This is a genomic window from Hymenobacter sp. HSC-4F20, assembly GCF_019599275.1.
GTDB lineage: Bacteria > Bacteroidota > Bacteroidia > Cytophagales > Hymenobacteraceae > Hymenobacter.
On record NZ_JAHZTD010000001.1, the window covers coordinates 2,027,853 to 2,043,878 of the forward strand.

Sequence of the window (16,026 nt, forward strand, 5' to 3'; positions counted from 1 at the left end):
CCGGCCCAGCGCTACCTGCCGGCCTTTCAAATTTCGCAAAAAATCCAATTCACAAGTTTTAGATTCGTCACAAATACTTGATTTAGCGCGTTTTTATAACTAAGTCAAAAACTAATAATTTAATAATACAATAATTACACTGCTACTGGGGCAGCTCTGCCGACGGGTACTGCAGTTGCTGGCCCGGACTAAATAGTACCGGAGCTTCAGCGGCTTGCCCTGGGAGTGGGCCGGGCCGTGGCCGCCAACTGCAGGCCGGTGAGGGGCAAAATGGTAAAGAAGGCGGGAGTCCCATCCAGCAGCACCTCACGCCCGGGCAGGCGCATGCTGGCGGCGGAGGTCCCAAAATCCCACCCGCGGCGCTCCAGGCCGGCCACCGGCCAGCCGGCCGGGAAGGCGTAGCGGGCCGTGGCATCTTCCTGCTGATCGAGCTGGGTTTTGGCCCAGAGCACGTATTGGTACTGATCAGCGCGACGGAAGGCGGCCCCGTCGACTTCTTCAGGTAGGTGCAGGGCGGCGGTGCGGGCGGCGTCGTAGTGCCAGCCGGCCAGCAGCTGGGCGGTGGTTTGGAAGCCCTGCCCCAGCTGGGTTAGCTTTTCGCGGCCGGGCAAGTCGCGGTTCATATTCTCGTAGAGGCCCATAAGCTTAAATTCCTCGCTGACGGGGATGCCAGCAGGCGGGCGGGGGGCGCTGGCAGCTTCGGCCACGCTGTAGAAATGCACCTGTCGGATGCCGTTCTTCTGGGCCGCTACCAAGGCTTTTATACCAAAGTTGCGCTGCATCTCATCGGAGCCGTAGCGCCACTCGGCGGTGCGGCGGCTAATGTTGGTTTCCGTGACAATGAAATGCTTTTCGGGGTAGGTTTCGCCGTTGAAGCCGTGCTTGCGGAGCACGGCCTCGAACTGGACCTTGTGGCGCAGCAGCTGGGCGGCGGCATTATCGGAGTTGCGTTGGTAGTTGAAGCCGGTGTGCAAGAGGTTGCGGCGGCGCAGGTAATAGGAAGGGTAGACGTGGTAGTCCACCACGTCGAAGTAGGCGCCGCCCCGGGCCGGGTACTGGGCCGTTACGGCCCCGCCCTGGGGGTTGTCGGTGAAGCGCAGCAGGGCATCCAGGTACTCGGCGTAGCCCAGGCCGCCGGGGGCCACGTAGTCCTCGGGGCAGTACTTTTTCACTACCTCCCACGTGATGCGCAAGGTGCGGATATAGTGGTAGATGGGGGCCAGGGTGTTGGTGGTTTCGGCTGGTTGCGGGGCCCGGCTGAGCCACTCCTTATTGCTGACGTCGGCAATAAAATCGGGCTCATTGACCACTTCCCAGAAGCGGATGTGCTTGCCGTAGGTTTGGGTGAGCCGGTAGATGTAAGCGGCGTAGTAGTTGCGCGGATTCACGGTGCTGTCGGCCAGCCAGATAGGCTCGTAGAGGTTAGCAAACAGCTTGGAAGGCTCCCGGCAGCCGGGATACACGGTTTTGTCGCGGTGCGCGGCCGAAGGCTCGCCCACGAAGCATACCAGTTCCCGCAACCCCAGGTTAGTCGTGTGGTGATTGAAGGCGGCCTGCCGGGCCTGCCAGCCCCATTTGTCCAGAAACTGGTCGGGCAGGGTTACCCGAATGGTTTGCCCCCCGGCCTTGCTGATAGCCGAGGCCAGGTGCTCATCGTCCCAGCCGCTGCCGTAGTAGCCCATGTTGCAGCCGTAGCCGAAGTCGGCGGTGTAGGGCCGCACGTAGCTCTCGGCCGTGTGCGGGGTACGCACGACGGGCGGGTGGGGCGGACCGGTGCAGGTAGTGACGGGCGCGGCCAGCCCTAGCAGGGCGGCGGCAAACCAGGCCCGGCCACTTGGGTAGCGGTAGCGAGTAGAACGTTCCATACGGCAGCTTTCAAGAGTGACCGGTGCTTGAAAGTGGGGCGGTAGAGCTGGCCCTACTTCCCGACAACGGCTGGCCCGCAGGCCAGGATAAGTGGCTCAGCCCGAAGCAGCTGATACCTGGTTTTATGCACTACACACTACACCGTTGGGGCCGGACGGGTGGGGGTCAGTCCAGAGGGCGGCAGGCAGAAGTTGGGGCCCAACAGGCAGCAGCGAAGGAGGCTTCGCCCCACCAAGATAGCAAAGAATAATTTATAAGCAGAATTGAATAAGTACAAGACACCAAAACAAGGATCTTTGTCCCTTCCCACAGCAACCCCGAGCTATGTAAGCCGCTACCACCCCAGGTGCTCCCACTGGCTGCGCGGCCGGGTCGCCCACCTCAACGGACCTAACAGTCCGGTTGCCCGTGGTCTGGAGTACGCCAAGCTGCGTGACCAGTAAATAGACCACGATTCCACTGGCACCAAAACCGCTAGGCCGAGTGGCAGCACAGCATTCCGCCCGAATTATTGAACTACTACCTGCTGTCAGCCGAACGAGATGCTGCGCCCTGCTTGATGGTCTTATCCATTCCTGCTCCCACAGCTTGGGAGGACGGCCCGCCGTCTGTCATTCCGAGCGGCGCGAGGAATCTGAGTTGTTCACCAGGGGCTACCCCCAGATTCTTTCGCGTCGGAAGGACAGAAACGCTAGTGGCGGCGCTGGAACACGAAGTACAGGAGCTTTCCGGGCCGTTCAGAGGCAGCATTTGTCAAACTCCTATATTGCTTTAAACAACGTCTATCCTCTATGCTACCCCTGTTCCTACCCCGCCGCTCCCGCCGGTCGCTGTTATTTCCACCGGGTTTGCTGGCGCTGGCGGGCCTGCTGTGGCTGGGGTGCGTGGCGCTGCCGCGGATACAGCCGCCGAAGGTTTGGGCTTTGTGGGTCCCTTCTTCCCCAACTTATCAGAATACTTGTTTCTCGTACAACACAACTCAGTGCAATACAGACAATTCTTTTGAGTCTGCTTTTTACAAGCTCCAACCAAATCCAAGGCGTATCTTTTTATCAGCTTCGGGTGAGTGGATGGACTACTTTGTTTCTCGGAAACTAGACTTTGTTTTGCCTGATAATGGTAACGGTGACGTAGCCGATTTACAAGGCATAGAGCTGTACTTCTCCCCACTGTCCAGCCATCAGGAAGTAAAGCAGGTTGTACAACTATTGCAGCGCCGCCCGAACATACTATTTACTGTAAACACTCTACGGCAGCTACCAACGGTGCTAGTGTATCGTCAGCCTGTAGTAACTGGAATAGAATGTGTCGGTATAGAAGCACTTATAAGTTCAACTGATGATTTGCCTTCTAGCTCATCACATTCAACAACAATCTTTTCCCTGCCGCTTTTCCCCGAATGGCGCAACACCTGGCTGCTGCTGTTGCTGCTGAGCTTGCTTTCGGGGTGGCGGGTGGCGCGGCAGTGGCGACCGGCAGCGGCCTAGAAGAAGGGTTTTACCTACCCTTTGGGGAATCTGGAGCGGCGGCGCTGCGTTTATAGTTCCTATGCCTGCCCTACCCCCCGACCTGCGCAAAGCGCTGCTGAACCTGCCGCAAAAAGAGAAAGACCAACTTTTAACCCGCCTCGTTTCCCAGGACGCGGTGCTCACGGAGCAGCTGGCCTTCCGCCTGCTGGAGGGCGACGATGCCCTGGAAGTGCGCCGCCAGCGCCTGCAGCAACAGGTAGATGACCCCGTGCGCGGCTTCCACCAGACCCCCAACGATTTGCTCCACATTGTGCGCCAGCTCCAGCAGCGGCTCACCTACCACTGCAAAATCACGGGCGACACCCAGGGAGAAATCGAGCTGACGTTGCGCCTGCTCACCAACGTGCTGCGCCACCAGCCCGAGGCTACCGGCCGCCTGCACGGCCCCACCCAGCCCCTGCTGCAACACCTTGCCCGGCGCACCGCCGAGGTCCTGAAAGCTGCCGAGAAGCTTCACGAAGACTACCACGTAGAGTTGGCCCCCGCCCTCAATGAGCTGCTGACCCTGCTTTACGCCTCGGCCGCCGCTCCCCTGGCCCGTGAGTTGGGTATTCCGCGGGAGTGGCAGTAGGTGAACCGGGGAGGTAGTACGTTAGCCCTCCGCGGCCGGCGAGGCCCCAGCAGCACGGAAACCGTAAGCGGCCTAACTGCTGGGGGCTACCTCTAGCCGCTCGGAGCGTGTCCGGAAAGTAGTAGCTTCTCGCTTTCGGGCAACTGAGCCGGTTCACTTGTGCTGTCCCCGTACGCGCCCAGGGTTTATTTCCGGCGGCGCCTACCTTACTCCAGCGCCCGGAAGATGATGGGCATAGTGTAAGCAACCCACACGGGGCGGCCGGCAATTTTGCCGGGGCTCCACCAGGGCATGATGCGCACCAGCCGCAGGGCTTCCTCATCGAGGCCGGCACCCAGGCCCTTGGCAATTTCCGCGTCGCGGATGCGGCCTTCCTCCGTGATGATAAAGCGCACGTACACCTTGCCCGAAACGCCGCGTCGTAGGGCCTCATCGGGGTAGCGCAGCTCTTTGCGCAGGAACTTCTGTAGCCCTTCGGCACCGCCGGGAAAAACCGGCATTTCCTCGGCTGTGTGGTACACAACCGGCGTAGCTACCGCCGGAGGGGCCGTGCCCGGCCCCTCTTCACTGTGGGCCACGAGGCCCGCGTGCTGCGCTTGGCTGGGCGAGGCCAGGAACAGCAGGAAGACTGGCAGCAGCAAGAAGCGTAGTAGTGGCAACATAGGCAACAGGAGTAGGAGCGGAAAGACGAGCAAAACTACTTAGGCCTGCTGTGCGGCGGGTAACCGCTGCGTTATCATTGCGTTGCCGATTTGTTGAGCCGGCCGCGTGTATCCTTTTTGGCGGGGGGCAAGTACACAGCTAACCGGCCCGCCGGGCCGCTCCCACCTTCCTTTTTTGCTCTCATGGCTACTACTCCTTCCCCCGAACACATGCGGGCTCCGGCCCATCTTACCGCCGAAGACCTGCGCCAGGCCCTGACCGAGCTTGACGCCAAGATTCAGACCCTGCGCAACCGCGCCCACGCCACGGCGGCCAACTCGCAGAACACCTACCACCAGCATGCCGACGCGCTGGAAGCCAAACGCGCCCGCCTCGTAGAGCGCCTCGGCCCCGATGCCGCTACCCCTGCCACCCCGTCTGAACCCGCCGGGGCCGAGCAGGACCGCAGCACCTGGGATGAAATCTGGCATGGCATCGAAAACCTCCGCCAAGACCTGCGTAACATCATTTGAACGCAAACAGAAACGGGGTGGGATGCCCCATCCGGTCAGACGCCCCTTCCTGGGGCGTCTTTTTTTTGTGCGCGGGGCTGGGCCAGCCAGGTATCATTCCGGACGCGGGAGGACTTCGGCTTAATTCGTCGAAAGATAAATTCAGAATCTTCAGGTCGGAATGACAACCAGGAAGTGGTAACAGGTGCTTCGCCTATGCGCACCTATTCCGCCGCCTGTGTTGCTCAGGCCTCTTTCCATCCGCGGCCCGATTTCGGCAGCTCGGGCGGCGGATTTACCGTTCGCGGAAATGTAGTTTCGCCCGGCCGCGCAGGGCAGTAGGTTTGGAACATCAAGCAACCCGAAACCTTCCACTGCTACCTGCTTTTCGCCATGAACCTGTCTGCTACCTTCCGCCCCATTTGCTCCGCTGTGCTGCTGGCCGCTGCTTTGCTCACGGCCCCGGCTGCCCCTGCAGCTGCCTTGGCCCCCACCTGCGCCGATACGCCGGCGGCTCACCCTAACTTCACGGTGCGGGTAGTGGGCAAGGGGCAGCCTATGCTGCTGATTCCGGGCCTGACCTGCCCCGGCGCGGTCTGGAACGAAACCGTGGCTCACTACCAAAAGCAGTACCAGTGCCATGTTATTTCCCTGGCCGGCTTTGGCGGCACCCCCGCCCCGGCCAGCACCGACCAGCTGCTGCGCAACGTGCGCGACCAGCTGCTGGCCTACATCAAAACCCAGAAGCTTCACAAGCCAACCATTGTAGGGCATAGCCTGGGCGGCTTTCTGGCCCTGTGGCTGAGCAGCGCCCAGCCCGAAGCAGCCGGCCCCCTGGTCATCGTCGACTCGCTGCCCTTCCTGGCGGCGGTACAGAACCCTGCCACCACCGCTGAAGCAGCCAAGCCCATGGCCGAAAACCTGCGTCAGCAAATGAGCAGCGGCCGGATGACGGTAGCCGCCGCCCGCCAGATGTCGGCCACGATGATGACTGACACGGCCCGCATCAGCCAGGCCACCCGCTGGTCGGTAGCCTCCGACCCCGCCACCGTCGCGCAGGCCTACTACGACCTGATGACCACCGACTTGCGCCAGGAGGTAGCGCGTATTCAGCAGCCCGTGCTGGTGCTGGGCGCCTGGGCCGCCTACAAGCCCTATGGCTCCACCAAGGAAGGTACCCAGGCCGTGTTTGAGCAGCAGTACGCTAAGCTACCCCGCCACCAGGTAGTTATGTCGGAGGCCGGCAAGCACTTCCTGATGTGGGACGACACCCAGTGGTTTTTCAGCCAGACCGACGCGTTCCTGAAGCAGAATGCAGTAGCAAAGCAGTAGGCGGTGGCGCGGTGGCCGGCCCTGCCTGGTGAGGTCGGCCGCCGTACTGGTCAAGCAGCGTGGTGGTGCTTGCTTTCCCTACCCATTTCCCTTTCTTGCAACTTCCTTTTCTCTGCCAACATGGTATCTCCTCAGCAGTTCGCGGCGCTACAGCTCGAGCTTTCGGTTAAGGCCAAAAACGGCCTCGATTTCATTGTGGCCGCCAGCCTGGTGTGGGCTGCCATTGCCGGCATCTGGGCGCTGCCTGGCTCCCCAAGCCACAACGGGTTCATTACGTTTTTCGTGGGGGCCGCCACCCTCCCGCTGGCCTGGCTGCTGTCGAAAGTATTCCGCACGGCCTGGGCGCTGCCCCACAACCCGCTGCACCCCTTGGGCCTGTGGCTGAACTTTGCCCAGCTGTTCTACTTCCCCTTCCTGATTTTCGTGTTCAGCACTTATCCGCAACACTTTATCATGACCTACGGCATCATTACGGGGGCCCACTTTTTCCCGTACGCCTGGTTTTATAAGGCCCCGCCCTTTGCCCTCATGGCCGGCCTTATTCCGGTAGGGTGCCTGGTGCTAGGGTTGCGCACAACCAGCGCCACGCTGTACCTGATTCCGCTGTTCGTGCTCAGTATGCTGCTGGTGCTGGCCGGCTTGCTCTGGGTTTCTTACCGGCAGAACACGCAGCGCTACCTGCTGCTAACGCCTTCTGCTCCCGAACCGGTGGCGGCTTAGCCTTTCTGCGCTTATGGTTTCCTACGCCGCCGTTCCGTCGCCCAGCCGCCTGTACTGGCGCTGTCAGTTGCTGGGCTGGATGCTGTATTTCCTGATTTGTGCGGTGGCCTTCTCCCTTATGGGGGCCCGCTCGCGCGATATGCTGCTGATTAATTTCACCATTGCCGCTACCATGCTGGGCATTACCCACTGGCTGCGCTACCACATTCGGGCCAGCGGCTGGGAGCAGTTGGGGCCGCTGCCCCTGCTGGGGCGCCTGCTGGTAGCCAACGCGGTGCTCTCAGTGCTGAGTCAGGTGATTATTTGGGTGGTTATTATTCTGCTGATCCGGCCCCGGCCGGGAGGCGGCCCCCAGGGCTGGGCACAATTCTTCGGCTATGCCGTCAATGTAAATATTCTGCTCTGGCTGTGGGCCGGGTTTTACTTCGGCTGGCACTACCTCACCAGCTTCCGGCAGGCTGAGGTCGACAAGTGGAAGCTGGCCGCGGCAGTGCAGGAAGCCGAGATGCGCACCCTCAAAGCGCAGATCAACCCGCACTTCATGTTCAATGGTCTCAACAACATCCGGGCCTTGGTGATGGAAAACCCCGCCCGGGCCCGCGACATGATTACTCACCTCTCCGACCTGCTGCGCTACTCCATTCAGCTTAACAGTGCCGAGCAGGTGCCCCTGGGGCGGGAACTGGAAATTGTGGAGCACTACCTGCAGCTGGAAGCTCTGCAGTTGGAAGAGCGCCTGGACTATAGCCTTGATGTGGACCCGGCCGCCCTCTTCGTGCAGATTCCGCCCATGACCCTGCAACTACTGGTGGAAAACGCCATTAAGCATGGGCTGGCCCCGCGGCCGGCTGGCGGCGTCATCCGCCTCTGCGCCCAGCTCAACGACTCCAACACGCTGCATGTGACGGTGCGCAACACAGGCTGCTACCAGCCCCGCCCCAGCCACGACGGGGTAGGCGTACGCAATGCCCGCGAGCGGCTGGCCCTGCTGTTCGGCCCGGCGGCCTACTTGCATCTGGCCAACGACCCACACGTGCCGGATATGGTGGTAGCCCACCTGCAACTGCCCGTGCAAGTGCCCGTTGCCGCCCATACCGCAGGGTAGCCCTACCCTGGTCGGCTCGGAGAGGCGGCCCTTGGTCCGCCCCTCCGAGCCGCGTGCGGGCGGTGCAAACGACCACCTCTTACCCGCCGGCGGCGGCCGCACGAAACGAAGTTCAGTGTCTTACCTCATCAGCGTCTACGTACCACGTTATGAATGCCCTGCTTGTTGATGATTCCCGCCTGGCGCGCACAGAGCTACGCCACTTGTTGCAGGCGTTTCCGGAGGTGGTAGTAGTGGGCGAGGCCCGCCACGCCGAAGAGGCCCGCGCCCAAGTGCGGGAGCTGCAGCCCGATCTGCTGTTCCTGGATATTCATATGCCCGGTGAAACTGGGTTTGAGCTGCTGGCTTCCCTTGATGCCGCCCCGCACGTCATCTTTACTACGGCCTATGACGAGTACGCCCTGCGCGCCTTCGAGGTAAACGCTCTCGACTACCTGCTCAAGCCAATTCAGGAAAACCGCCTGGCGGCAGCTCTGGCCAAAGCCCGCACCAAGCAGGCCGCCATGGTGCCAGCCCTAGCTACCGGCCCGGCGGCGGGGCCTGTCGCGGCAGCCGAGGAGGCTGCTCCTACCCCCCTCACCGAGCACGACCAGGTATTTGTGAAAGACGGGGAGCGGTGCTGGTTTGTGCGGCTGTCGGACATTCGCCTGTTTGAAATCAACGGCAGCTACACCCAAATCTACTTCGACCAGCACCGCCCCCTGATTCCGCGCACCTTGCAGCACCTGGAGCAGCGCCTTGATCCGCGGGTATTTTTCCGGGCCAACCGCCAGCAGATTATTAACCTGAAGTGGGTGGAAGGCATTGAACCCTGGTTTAGCAACTCGTTGAAAATCCGGCTGCGCGGCGGCCCCGAGGTAGAGGTTTCCCGCCAGCAGTCGGTGCGGTTCCGGGAGATGCTGAGTTTGTAGCCAAGCCGCTGGATTATTCCGGTGCGGCTGCATCCTTTTGCGAGCTTTTATAGTACACAGGCTCAGCTACCTGGCTTTGCGCCGGTGGTGCTTTTCTCTTCTTCGCCCCTACGTCTTATGAAAGCTATACTACCCCTTTCGGCCCTTGCTCTTTTGCTGGCTTCGGCCTCCTGCTCCCAGGATTCTACGGTACTGGAGCGCCCCCGTGAATACCGCACGGCTGCTACCGAGAAAACCCGGCGCCACAACGATAAATCCCAATTTAAGCGCAACCATAATCCTGTTGGCTTGGGCTTGGACCTGAATTCGCGTAATCCGTACAAGTTCCGAATGGTAAACGCGCCCAAGCGCTACAAGTACAGCAAAGGCGGACGGTAAGCGCTTGGCCTTTCCGGGCAGAAAAGCCGTTTCAGCTGCTGAAACGGCTTTTTCTGCTTTTTTTATTCTTAATCAGCCTAGCTACCCTCTCTGCTTGCCCTGCCAGTTGCTTTCGTTGGGGGGTGGCAACGGTTTGTTGGTCGAAAATCCAGACGGTGAAGCCGTTAAGCCGGCTGGCTATAGTTACATTTACGGAGCCTGGCCTCTGCGGCTTCCGCTAGGGTCTTCTTCCTGTTTATTCTGCTTCCGGGTGCTGGCGTGCGCCGGCGCACGGCCGCCATACTGCTGCTTATGCTCCTACCCTTACTCCGTCGTTCGGCCGCCCGGTTTATGCTTGTGTGCTGGGGGGCTCTACTCTGCACGCTGGTGCCCGGCCAGCTACGCGCCCAACTGCAGGTTTCGCCGGAGTCGGCGGCAAAAACCGTTATGACCGGCCGGATGGTGTTTAAGTTGCGGGCTGCCCCTGCCAGTCCTAGCCCTAGCCTGATAGGTAGCCCCGCCCTGGAGGCGGCTCTCTCCCGGATAGGGGCGCGCAACGTGCGGGCTAAGTTTCCGCACAGCCGCCCGCCCGGTCCCGACCAGCCTGGAGCCGTTAACCTGGGCCTGGTATTTCAGGCGGAGCTCCCCCCCGACTATCCGGTGGAGGAAGCCTGCCGGGCCCTACGCAAAACCGGTGCCGTGGAGTATGCCGAGCCGCTCTATAGCTACCCCGTGCTGCACCAGCCCACTGACCCCTTCGCCGACTCGACCCGCACCGACGGACAGTACTACCTCAAAAACATCCGGGCCTACCGGGCCTGGGACATTACCAAGGGCGACACCAGCGTAGTGATTGGTATTGTGGACGGGGGGACGCGGCTGACCCACGAAGATCTGGCCTCCCAGATTCAGGTTAACCGCCAGGACCCCCTTGATGGTATCGACAACGACCAGGATGGCTACGTAGACAACTACCACGGCTGGGACTTCGCCGACCACGACAACGACCCCACCCGGGAGCCAGGCAGCGTACACGGCATCTTGGTGGCCGGCTGCGCCGCCGCCGCCCCCAACAACGGCAAGGGCATTGCCGGCGTGGGGTACCACTGCCGCTTCCTACCCCTGAAGATTTACCCCAGCACTGCCACTGGCTCCTTCGGCGGATACGAGGCCATTGTGTACGCCGCCGACCACGGCTGCCAGGTTATCAACCTGTCGTGGGGCGGCGTGGGCGGCCGCTCCCAGTTTGAGCAGGATGTCATTACCTACGCCGCCGTCAACCACGATGCCGTAGTGGTGGCTGCCGCCGGCAACACCCCGGCCGAGCTGGATTTCTACCCCGCCAGCTACGACCACGTGGTGTCAGTGGCCACCCTGCAGCCCTCCGACGAGCGAAGCCCGAACGCTACCTTTAGTCGCCGCGTCGATCTTTCGGCCCCGGGCATCAACATTCTCACCACCCTGGGCAACACCGACTCAGACTACTATCCGGTGGGGGGCTCGTCCTTTGCTGCTCCGCTGGTAGCAGGAGCGGCAGCCCTGCTACGGACCCATTTCCCGCAGTACACGGCAGCCCAGATAGCCGCCCAGCTTCGTCGCACCACTGATAACATCAACCGCTTGCCGGGCAACGTAGCCTACGCGGGGCGTATAGGAACGGGCCGGCTCAACGTGCTGCGGGCCCTCACCGAAACTACCCAGCACGCGGCCCGGGTAGTAGCCCGCGAAACCTCCCCTACCCGTCCGGCCTACGCCCCTGGCGACACGGTGCGCCTGGCAGCGACGGTGCAGAACCTGCTCAGCCCGGTCACTAACCTCACGGTCACGCTTACCTCGCTCTCACCCTACCTGACCGTGCGCCAGGGCACTTTTTCGGTGGGGGCTCTGACCACGCTGGAGCAGCGCGGTAACGCCGCGGCTCCCTTCCGGCTGGCCGTGGCAGCCTCTGTTCCCCTGAACACGCGGGCCGTGCTGCGCTACCATCTGACTGATGCAGCTACAGGCTACGAGGAAGACCAGTATGAAACCCTGCTGCTGCACCCCGATTACGTGGTGCTGGATGCCGGCGACCTGCGCCTGACCCTGACGAGCCGGGGCAACATCGGCTACGACGGGCTGGGGTCCGACGTGGGCGAAGGAGTAAGCTACCGGGGCGGGGCACCACTGCTGGCTGAGGGGGGGCTGCTCGTGGCCACATCCGCGGCTCGTGTATCCGACAACGTGCGCAATGACCGGCGCGGCGCCAACCAGGACTTCTATGCGCTAGCCCGCGCCCACCGGCTTCTGCAGCCCCTGCGTGCCGACCAGGAGGCCTACGCTGCGCTGCAGGATTCGCTGCCCACCCTTACCAAGGGCCGCTCAGTGGGCGTGCGCGTGCGCCAGCGCGCCTACGCCTGGACTGCTGCGCCCCACCGCGACTACGTCGTGCTGGAATATCACCTCACCAACCTCACTCCCGATACCCTCGCTTCTCTGCGCGTGGGCCTGTACATGGACTGGGACCTGCCGGGCGAGCCTGGCCGCAACGTGGCCGCCTGGGACGCCACCCGCCGCCTGGGCTACCTCTACGACCCGGTAGATGCCACTAGCTACGCCGGGGTGCAACACGTGGCCGGTGGCCAGGCTACGGTATACTCCATTGATAACCAGGCCCCCGCCGGCCAACCCGTGCGGCTGGCCGATGGCTTTAGCTCGGCCGAGAAGTTCCTGACTCTGAGCAGCGGCACCAGCCAGCCCACGGCCGGCCTGCCCCACGGTACCGATGCTTCGCAGGTAGTGGGCGCCACCCTACCCGCCCTGGCTCCCGCCGACTCGGCCGTGGTGGTCTTTGCCGTGCTGGCCGCCCCTTCCCTCCCTCAGCTGCAAGCCGCCGCTGTTGCGGCCGCCATGCGCTACCAGCAGGTGCTGCCCGTGCGTGCCCCGGCATCGAAGCCCCAGGTGGCACTGTACCCTAATCCTACTACGGGGCAGGTGCAGCTAACCTTCCCGGCCGGCAACACCACCGTCAGCCTGCTCTCTACTCTGGGCCAGGTCCTGCTCACGCGCACGGTGCCAGATGGCCGCAGCACGCAGCTGGATCTTCACTCGTTGCCGGCGGGCGTATACCTCGTGCGCGTGAGCAGCGCTGCTGGCACTACCACGCACCGCGTAGTGCGGCAGCCGTAAGCAGGTAGTTGCATCACTTCACTTGCCAGAGTTCTTCCCAGCTGGTAGTATAAGCAGGGGAACGGAATCCGTTGCGCCCAGCCCAGGCGGCGGCTCGCGTTCCGGTGGCAGCGTAGCGCACAGCATCGCGCCCAAAACGGTGGTTTAAGCTGTCGAGGGTGCGCATAAGCTGCTGTTGCTCCTGCAGCCGGGCTGGTTCAATGGGGGTAAACAAGTCGAGTTGGGGCTGCCCGGGTGGCTCCAGGCCGCTAAGCAGCACCCCAGCTCGCACGTAGGCCGCACCCGGTTGGTACAACTGGGCTAGCCCACGCCGGGCTGCGGCCAGCAACGTACTGGTATCTTGGGTGGCCTGGGGCAAGTAGATGACGGCCGTGCGCGTAGCTCCCTCAGTAGTTGCGGCAAACCTATCGGTGCCCAGCAGCACAGTTACTAAGTGGGCGGCCAGCTCGTGGCGGCGCAGTTTCTCGGCGGCGCGGGCGGCAAAGGTGGCCACGGCTTCACAGAGCACTGGCTGCCCACGCTGGGGTTGCCCAAACGAGCGGGTGTAGGTTACACTATGACGGCGGCCTTCTGCCTCGTCGTCGGCTTCGGGGCGCGGATGCCAGCTCAGGCACGGTTCGCCGCGTAGCTCCCGCCACAGCCGCACTCCCACTACTCCACCCAGATTCCGGCGCACCCAGCCTTCCGTGGCAGCCGCCAGCTCGGCGGCGGTGCCAATGTCGGCGGCCAGCAGCTTGGGAGCCTGGCGCCGACCAATGCCCCACACGTCGCGTACGGCAGTAGCGGCCAATGCCATGGCCTGGCTTTCCGGTGAATCTAAAATCAGCACACCTCCGGATACGTGGCGGGCCCGACGGTTAGCTAGTTTGGCCAGGGTTTTCGTGGGCGCTACCCCCACGCACACCGGAATGCCCACCTGTTGCAAAACTGCCGCCCGAATGGCAAGGGCTAGGGCCTGGTAATCTGGGCGATGCTGCACAGGCGCGGCCAAGCGCACAAAAGACTCATCAATGGAGTAAGGCTCCACTTCGGGCGAAAATTGCCCCAGCACCAGGTTTACGCGCCGACTTAGGTCGCCGTAGAGGGGGTAGTTCGAGCTGAACACGCGCACCCGGTGCTGTTCCAGGAAGGGGCGGGCTTTAAAGTACGGCTCGCCCATGCGCAGCCCCAAGGCTTTGGCTTCATCGGAGCGCGAAATCAAACAGCCATCGTTGTTGCTGAGCACCACTACGGGCACACCCACCAGCTCAGGCCGAAAGACCCGCTCGCAGGACACGTAAAAGTTGTTACAATCGACTAGCGCGTACACGTTGGGGGCCATAAGGAGGGTAGTACATAACCCGGACGATAGGGGCTACCTCGCCCGGAGCCGCCACTCGTTCAATGATTGCGCCGCGGGTCGGCCTTCCAGGGCATGTACCACATGCGTCACCACACCCCACACCTCCAGCTGCGCGCCGGACAGCAGCTCCAACGTCGGGTACAAATCGTTGGCAGCCTCCAGGCTTACCCGCATGCCCCGAATGCGGAGGCGCTTCAGGGTGTGCTCCCCATCGAGCACCGCTACCACAATGTGCCCGTCGCGGGGCACGAGGGCGCGGTCCACCGCTATCAGGTCGCCGGGATGAATTTCGGCTCCGGTCATGGAGTCGCCGGTTACCCGGGCCAGGAAGGTAGAGGCCGGATTACGAAACAGGTGGCTTTTCAGATCGAACGCCGGGTCCTGCTGGTGGTCGTCGGCGGGGGAGGGAAATCCGGCCGGCACCGGGCACCCGTAGAGAGGCAGCTCAGCCGGCAACAGCTGGGCGGCCGGAATGGCGTAAGCAAACAGAGTACTCATAGGCGAAATAGCCGGGTCAGTATCCGGGTCCGCTATTTACTAATTAAATTAGCAAATAAGCAAATTCCACCGGTCACCTCAACCGTAGGCAAGGGCTAGGGTCAACCTTACTCTTGTCACAGTTTTTAGGTTGTGTTAGCCAATTTATACCCTGTTTTATCCTATAGGCACGGCATAAAAAACAGCCCAATATTTTTAGTTTATCAGCAGCAATATTCTTATCTTTGGATATGTCGAAAGTAAAGCTTCCTGTACCGCTTCCCGTGCAGCAATATGCTCGCTGCGTCGATGCCAGCCGCCGCCCTGCCGACCATATCGGGGATTGGCCTGTCGCTGGGCAGGTGTACCCTATTCAGATGCGCCGCAACGCTCATACCGGTGAGTTGCAAGTGCATGTGCTAGGGTTCTATGCCGAGCGTCCTTACGGTGCCTTCGCCCGCCACCGCTTCGAACCCGTGGCGCAGCTATGGCTTAACTAGCCCTCTTTCCTTCCTCCACCTTTCTCTTACCCGGCTGCCTCGCCCATTGCGAAATCAGCCGGGCTTCTTTTTGCCCTTCTTTCCTGCCAAGAGCCTACGGCCGGCGTGGCGTTGAAACAGCCGTACACCCAGAGGCAGCGCCAGGCTACTACGCCGCGCTGCTCCTGGGGGTACTTATTCTGCCAGGGGTAGTACCCTGGTTTAATGGTACTGCCAGAAAATCCCGAATTCGAAGGGAGTCCAGAGGGCCGCTTTCTGCCCGGCTACTTTCAGCCCTTCGTTGGCCCAGGTGTTGCAGGTGTAAAACAGATTGTAGGTGCGTTTCGCCTCATAAAAGGCATCGTGCTGCCCGTAGCTGTAGCCCCGAATATACTGGGTGCGGCCTTGGGTATCGTAGTCGAAGCTATTCTTGATGAAGGCAATCAGGCGGGCGTACTCGGCTTGGGTGAGTTGCACGCGCACACAATCAGGTCCTTCCTGGGGCTTATGATGGAAGGTGGCGTGCATGGCCGTGGTGCTCAGCCAGAACATGGCCTTTACGGCCGTGCTGGGTTTAAGCTCGGCCCAGGTAGGCGTATTGAGGTAAAAGCCCTTGTCGCCCCATCCAAACCCAATGTAGCTGCGGGTGGTATCCATGGCGGGCGTATCGGAGTAGGACACCAGTTGGGTCCAGTCCATCTGGGGCGTACTCACGGGCACGACAATGTCGGTATGCACCCCGTTGGAGAGGATGTAGGCTTCAATTTCGCCGGTTTCAGGCGAATTGTTGCGCCCTACGGGAATGGCGGAGAGGCCCACTGCAGCGGCCAGATACAGGGCTACGGCCCCAACGATACCGCCGCCCACGTAGGCGGCTCCTTTGGCTATTTTCCGAAAAGCTTCGGGCATTGGTTCGGGTTAGGGGTACAACGGACGTCAGGGCCTCATACGCAGACCGGCGAAAAAAGCCGTCCGGGCCTTAAAAACTACTCCAAGCTACCGCGTTTCGCTTTTCTAC

Annotated in this window: 15 protein-coding genes; 10 read left to right on the forward strand and 5 right to left on the reverse strand. The window is 61.8% G+C overall.

The window, feature by feature from the left end:
- Positions 1 to 206: 206 nt before the first annotated feature.
- Positions 207 to 1,865: a hypothetical protein gene (locus K3G63_RS08650; RefSeq protein WP_220613640.1), complete on the reverse strand. Its 1,659-nt coding sequence runs from the start codon at positions 1,863 to 1,865 to the stop codon at positions 207 to 209.
- A 792-nt stretch (positions 1,866 to 2,657) separates the two neighbouring features.
- Between K3G63_RS08650 and K3G63_RS08655 the strand changes: the two genes are divergently transcribed.
- Positions 2,658 to 3,353: a hypothetical protein gene (locus K3G63_RS08655; RefSeq protein ID WP_220613641.1), complete on the forward strand. Its 696-nt coding sequence runs from the start codon at positions 2,658 to 2,660 to the stop codon at positions 3,351 to 3,353.
- A 61-nt stretch (positions 3,354 to 3,414) separates the two neighbouring features.
- Positions 3,415 to 3,966, forward strand: coding sequence for a hypothetical protein (locus tag K3G63_RS08660; protein ID WP_220613642.1), 552 nt, complete (start codon positions 3,415 to 3,417; stop codon positions 3,964 to 3,966).
- A 206-nt stretch (positions 3,967 to 4,172) separates the two neighbouring features.
- Here the strand turns inward: K3G63_RS08660 and K3G63_RS08665 are convergent, their stop codons facing one another.
- Complete coding sequence (locus tag K3G63_RS08665) at positions 4,173 to 4,628, reverse strand: energy transducer TonB (protein WP_220613643.1); 456 nt, start codon at positions 4,626 to 4,628, stop codon at positions 4,173 to 4,175.
- 183 nt (positions 4,629 to 4,811) lie between these two features.
- On the opposite strand from K3G63_RS08665, the gene K3G63_RS08670 reads away from it, so the two are divergent.
- The 7 genes from K3G63_RS08670 (at position 4,812) to K3G63_RS08700 (ending at position 12,710) form a co-directional block, all read left to right on the forward strand.
- Positions 4,812 to 5,141, forward strand: coding sequence for a hypothetical protein (locus K3G63_RS08670; RefSeq protein ID WP_220613644.1), 330 nt, complete (start codon positions 4,812 to 4,814; stop codon positions 5,139 to 5,141).
- A gap of 372 nt (positions 5,142 to 5,513) precedes the next feature.
- On the forward strand, positions 5,514 to 6,452 hold the full coding sequence (locus K3G63_RS08675) for an alpha/beta fold hydrolase (RefSeq protein ID WP_220613645.1): 939 nt from the start codon (positions 5,514 to 5,516) through the stop codon (positions 6,450 to 6,452).
- A 120-nt stretch (positions 6,453 to 6,572) separates the two neighbouring features.
- Positions 6,573 to 7,172 (forward strand): DUF7010 family protein, encoded by a 600-nt coding sequence (locus tag K3G63_RS08680; protein WP_220613646.1) that lies wholly within the window; start codon positions 6,573 to 6,575, stop codon positions 7,170 to 7,172.
- A gap of 13 nt (positions 7,173 to 7,185) precedes the next feature.
- Complete coding sequence (locus K3G63_RS08685) at positions 7,186 to 8,277, forward strand: sensor histidine kinase (protein ID WP_220613647.1); 1,092 nt, start codon at positions 7,186 to 7,188, stop codon at positions 8,275 to 8,277.
- A gap of 149 nt (positions 8,278 to 8,426) precedes the next feature.
- Positions 8,427 to 9,188 carry a LytTR family DNA-binding domain-containing protein gene (locus K3G63_RS08690; protein ID WP_220613648.1) on the forward strand — a complete coding sequence of 254 codons (762 nt, stop codon included), beginning with the start codon at positions 8,427 to 8,429 and terminating at the stop codon, positions 9,186 to 9,188.
- A gap of 117 nt (positions 9,189 to 9,305) precedes the next feature.
- Positions 9,306 to 9,566 (forward strand): hypothetical protein, encoded by a 261-nt coding sequence (locus tag K3G63_RS08695; protein WP_220613649.1) that lies wholly within the window; start codon positions 9,306 to 9,308, stop codon positions 9,564 to 9,566.
- A gap of 291 nt (positions 9,567 to 9,857) precedes the next feature.
- Entirely contained in the window at positions 9,858 to 12,710 is a 2,853-nt protein-coding gene (locus tag K3G63_RS08700; RefSeq protein WP_220613650.1) for a S8/S53 family peptidase, read from the forward strand.
- Positions 12,711 to 12,723: 13 nt separating this feature from the next.
- Here K3G63_RS08700 and K3G63_RS08705 read toward each other — a convergent pair whose 3' ends face one another.
- A complete protein-coding gene (locus K3G63_RS08705; RefSeq protein ID WP_259404312.1) occupies positions 12,724 to 14,031 on the reverse strand; it encodes a Y-family DNA polymerase in 1,308 nt (435 codons plus the stop codon).
- Between the two features lie 33 nt (positions 14,032 to 14,064).
- The gene (locus tag K3G63_RS08710) at positions 14,065 to 14,550 is read right to left on the reverse strand and encodes a LexA family transcriptional regulator (RefSeq protein ID WP_220613651.1); all 486 of its coding nucleotides are present in this window, start codon (positions 14,548 to 14,550) and stop codon (positions 14,065 to 14,067) included.
- Between the two features lie 263 nt (positions 14,551 to 14,813).
- On the opposite strand from K3G63_RS08710, the gene K3G63_RS08715 reads away from it, so the two are divergent.
- Entirely contained in the window at positions 14,814 to 15,029 is a 216-nt protein-coding gene (locus K3G63_RS08715; protein WP_220613652.1) for a hypothetical protein, read from the forward strand.
- Between the two features lie 201 nt (positions 15,030 to 15,230).
- On the opposite strand, the gene K3G63_RS08720 is transcribed toward K3G63_RS08715, so the two are convergent.
- On the reverse strand, positions 15,231 to 15,917 hold the full coding sequence (locus K3G63_RS08720; RefSeq protein WP_220613653.1) for a TIGR02117 family protein: 687 nt from the start codon (positions 15,915 to 15,917) through the stop codon (positions 15,231 to 15,233).
- Positions 15,918 to 16,026 lie beyond the last annotated feature (109 nt).

Bases quoted from the DNA above. Each gene is read 5' to 3' on its own strand.
- K3G63_RS08720 (WP_220613653.1), bottom strand. From the start codon at position 15,917: ATGCCCGAAGCTTTTCGGAAAATAGCCAAAGGAGCCGCCTACGTGGGC.
- K3G63_RS08705 (WP_259404312.1), bottom strand. From the start codon at position 14,031: ATGGCCCCCAACGTGTACGCGCTAGTCGATTGTAACAACTTTTACGTG.
- K3G63_RS08655 (WP_220613641.1), top strand. From the start codon at position 2,658: ATGCTACCCCTGTTCCTACCCCGCCGCTCCCGCCGGTCGCTGTTATTT.
- K3G63_RS08650 (WP_220613640.1), bottom strand. From the start codon at position 1,865: ATGGAACGTTCTACTCGCTACCGCTACCCAAGTGGCCGGGCCTGGTTT.
- K3G63_RS08685 (WP_220613647.1), top strand. From the start codon at position 7,186: ATGGTTTCCTACGCCGCCGTTCCGTCGCCCAGCCGCCTGTACTGGCGC.
- K3G63_RS08710 (WP_220613651.1), bottom strand. From the start codon at position 14,550: ATGAGTACTCTGTTTGCTTACGCCATTCCGGCCGCCCAGCTGTTGCCG.
- K3G63_RS08690 (WP_220613648.1), top strand. From the start codon at position 8,427: ATGAATGCCCTGCTTGTTGATGATTCCCGCCTGGCGCGCACAGAGCTA.
- K3G63_RS08670 (WP_220613644.1), top strand. From the start codon at position 4,812: ATGGCTACTACTCCTTCCCCCGAACACATGCGGGCTCCGGCCCATCTT.
- K3G63_RS08665 (WP_220613643.1), bottom strand. From the start codon at position 4,628: ATGTTGCCACTACTACGCTTCTTGCTGCTGCCAGTCTTCCTGCTGTTC.
- K3G63_RS08695 (WP_220613649.1), top strand. From the start codon at position 9,306: ATGAAAGCTATACTACCCCTTTCGGCCCTTGCTCTTTTGCTGGCTTCG.
- K3G63_RS08660 (WP_220613642.1), top strand. From the start codon at position 3,415: ATGCCTGCCCTACCCCCCGACCTGCGCAAAGCGCTGCTGAACCTGCCG.
- K3G63_RS08700 (WP_220613650.1), top strand. From the start codon at position 9,858: ATGCTCCTACCCTTACTCCGTCGTTCGGCCGCCCGGTTTATGCTTGTG.
- K3G63_RS08675 (WP_220613645.1), top strand. From the start codon at position 5,514: ATGAACCTGTCTGCTACCTTCCGCCCCATTTGCTCCGCTGTGCTGCTG.
- K3G63_RS08680 (WP_220613646.1), top strand. From the start codon at position 6,573: ATGGTATCTCCTCAGCAGTTCGCGGCGCTACAGCTCGAGCTTTCGGTT.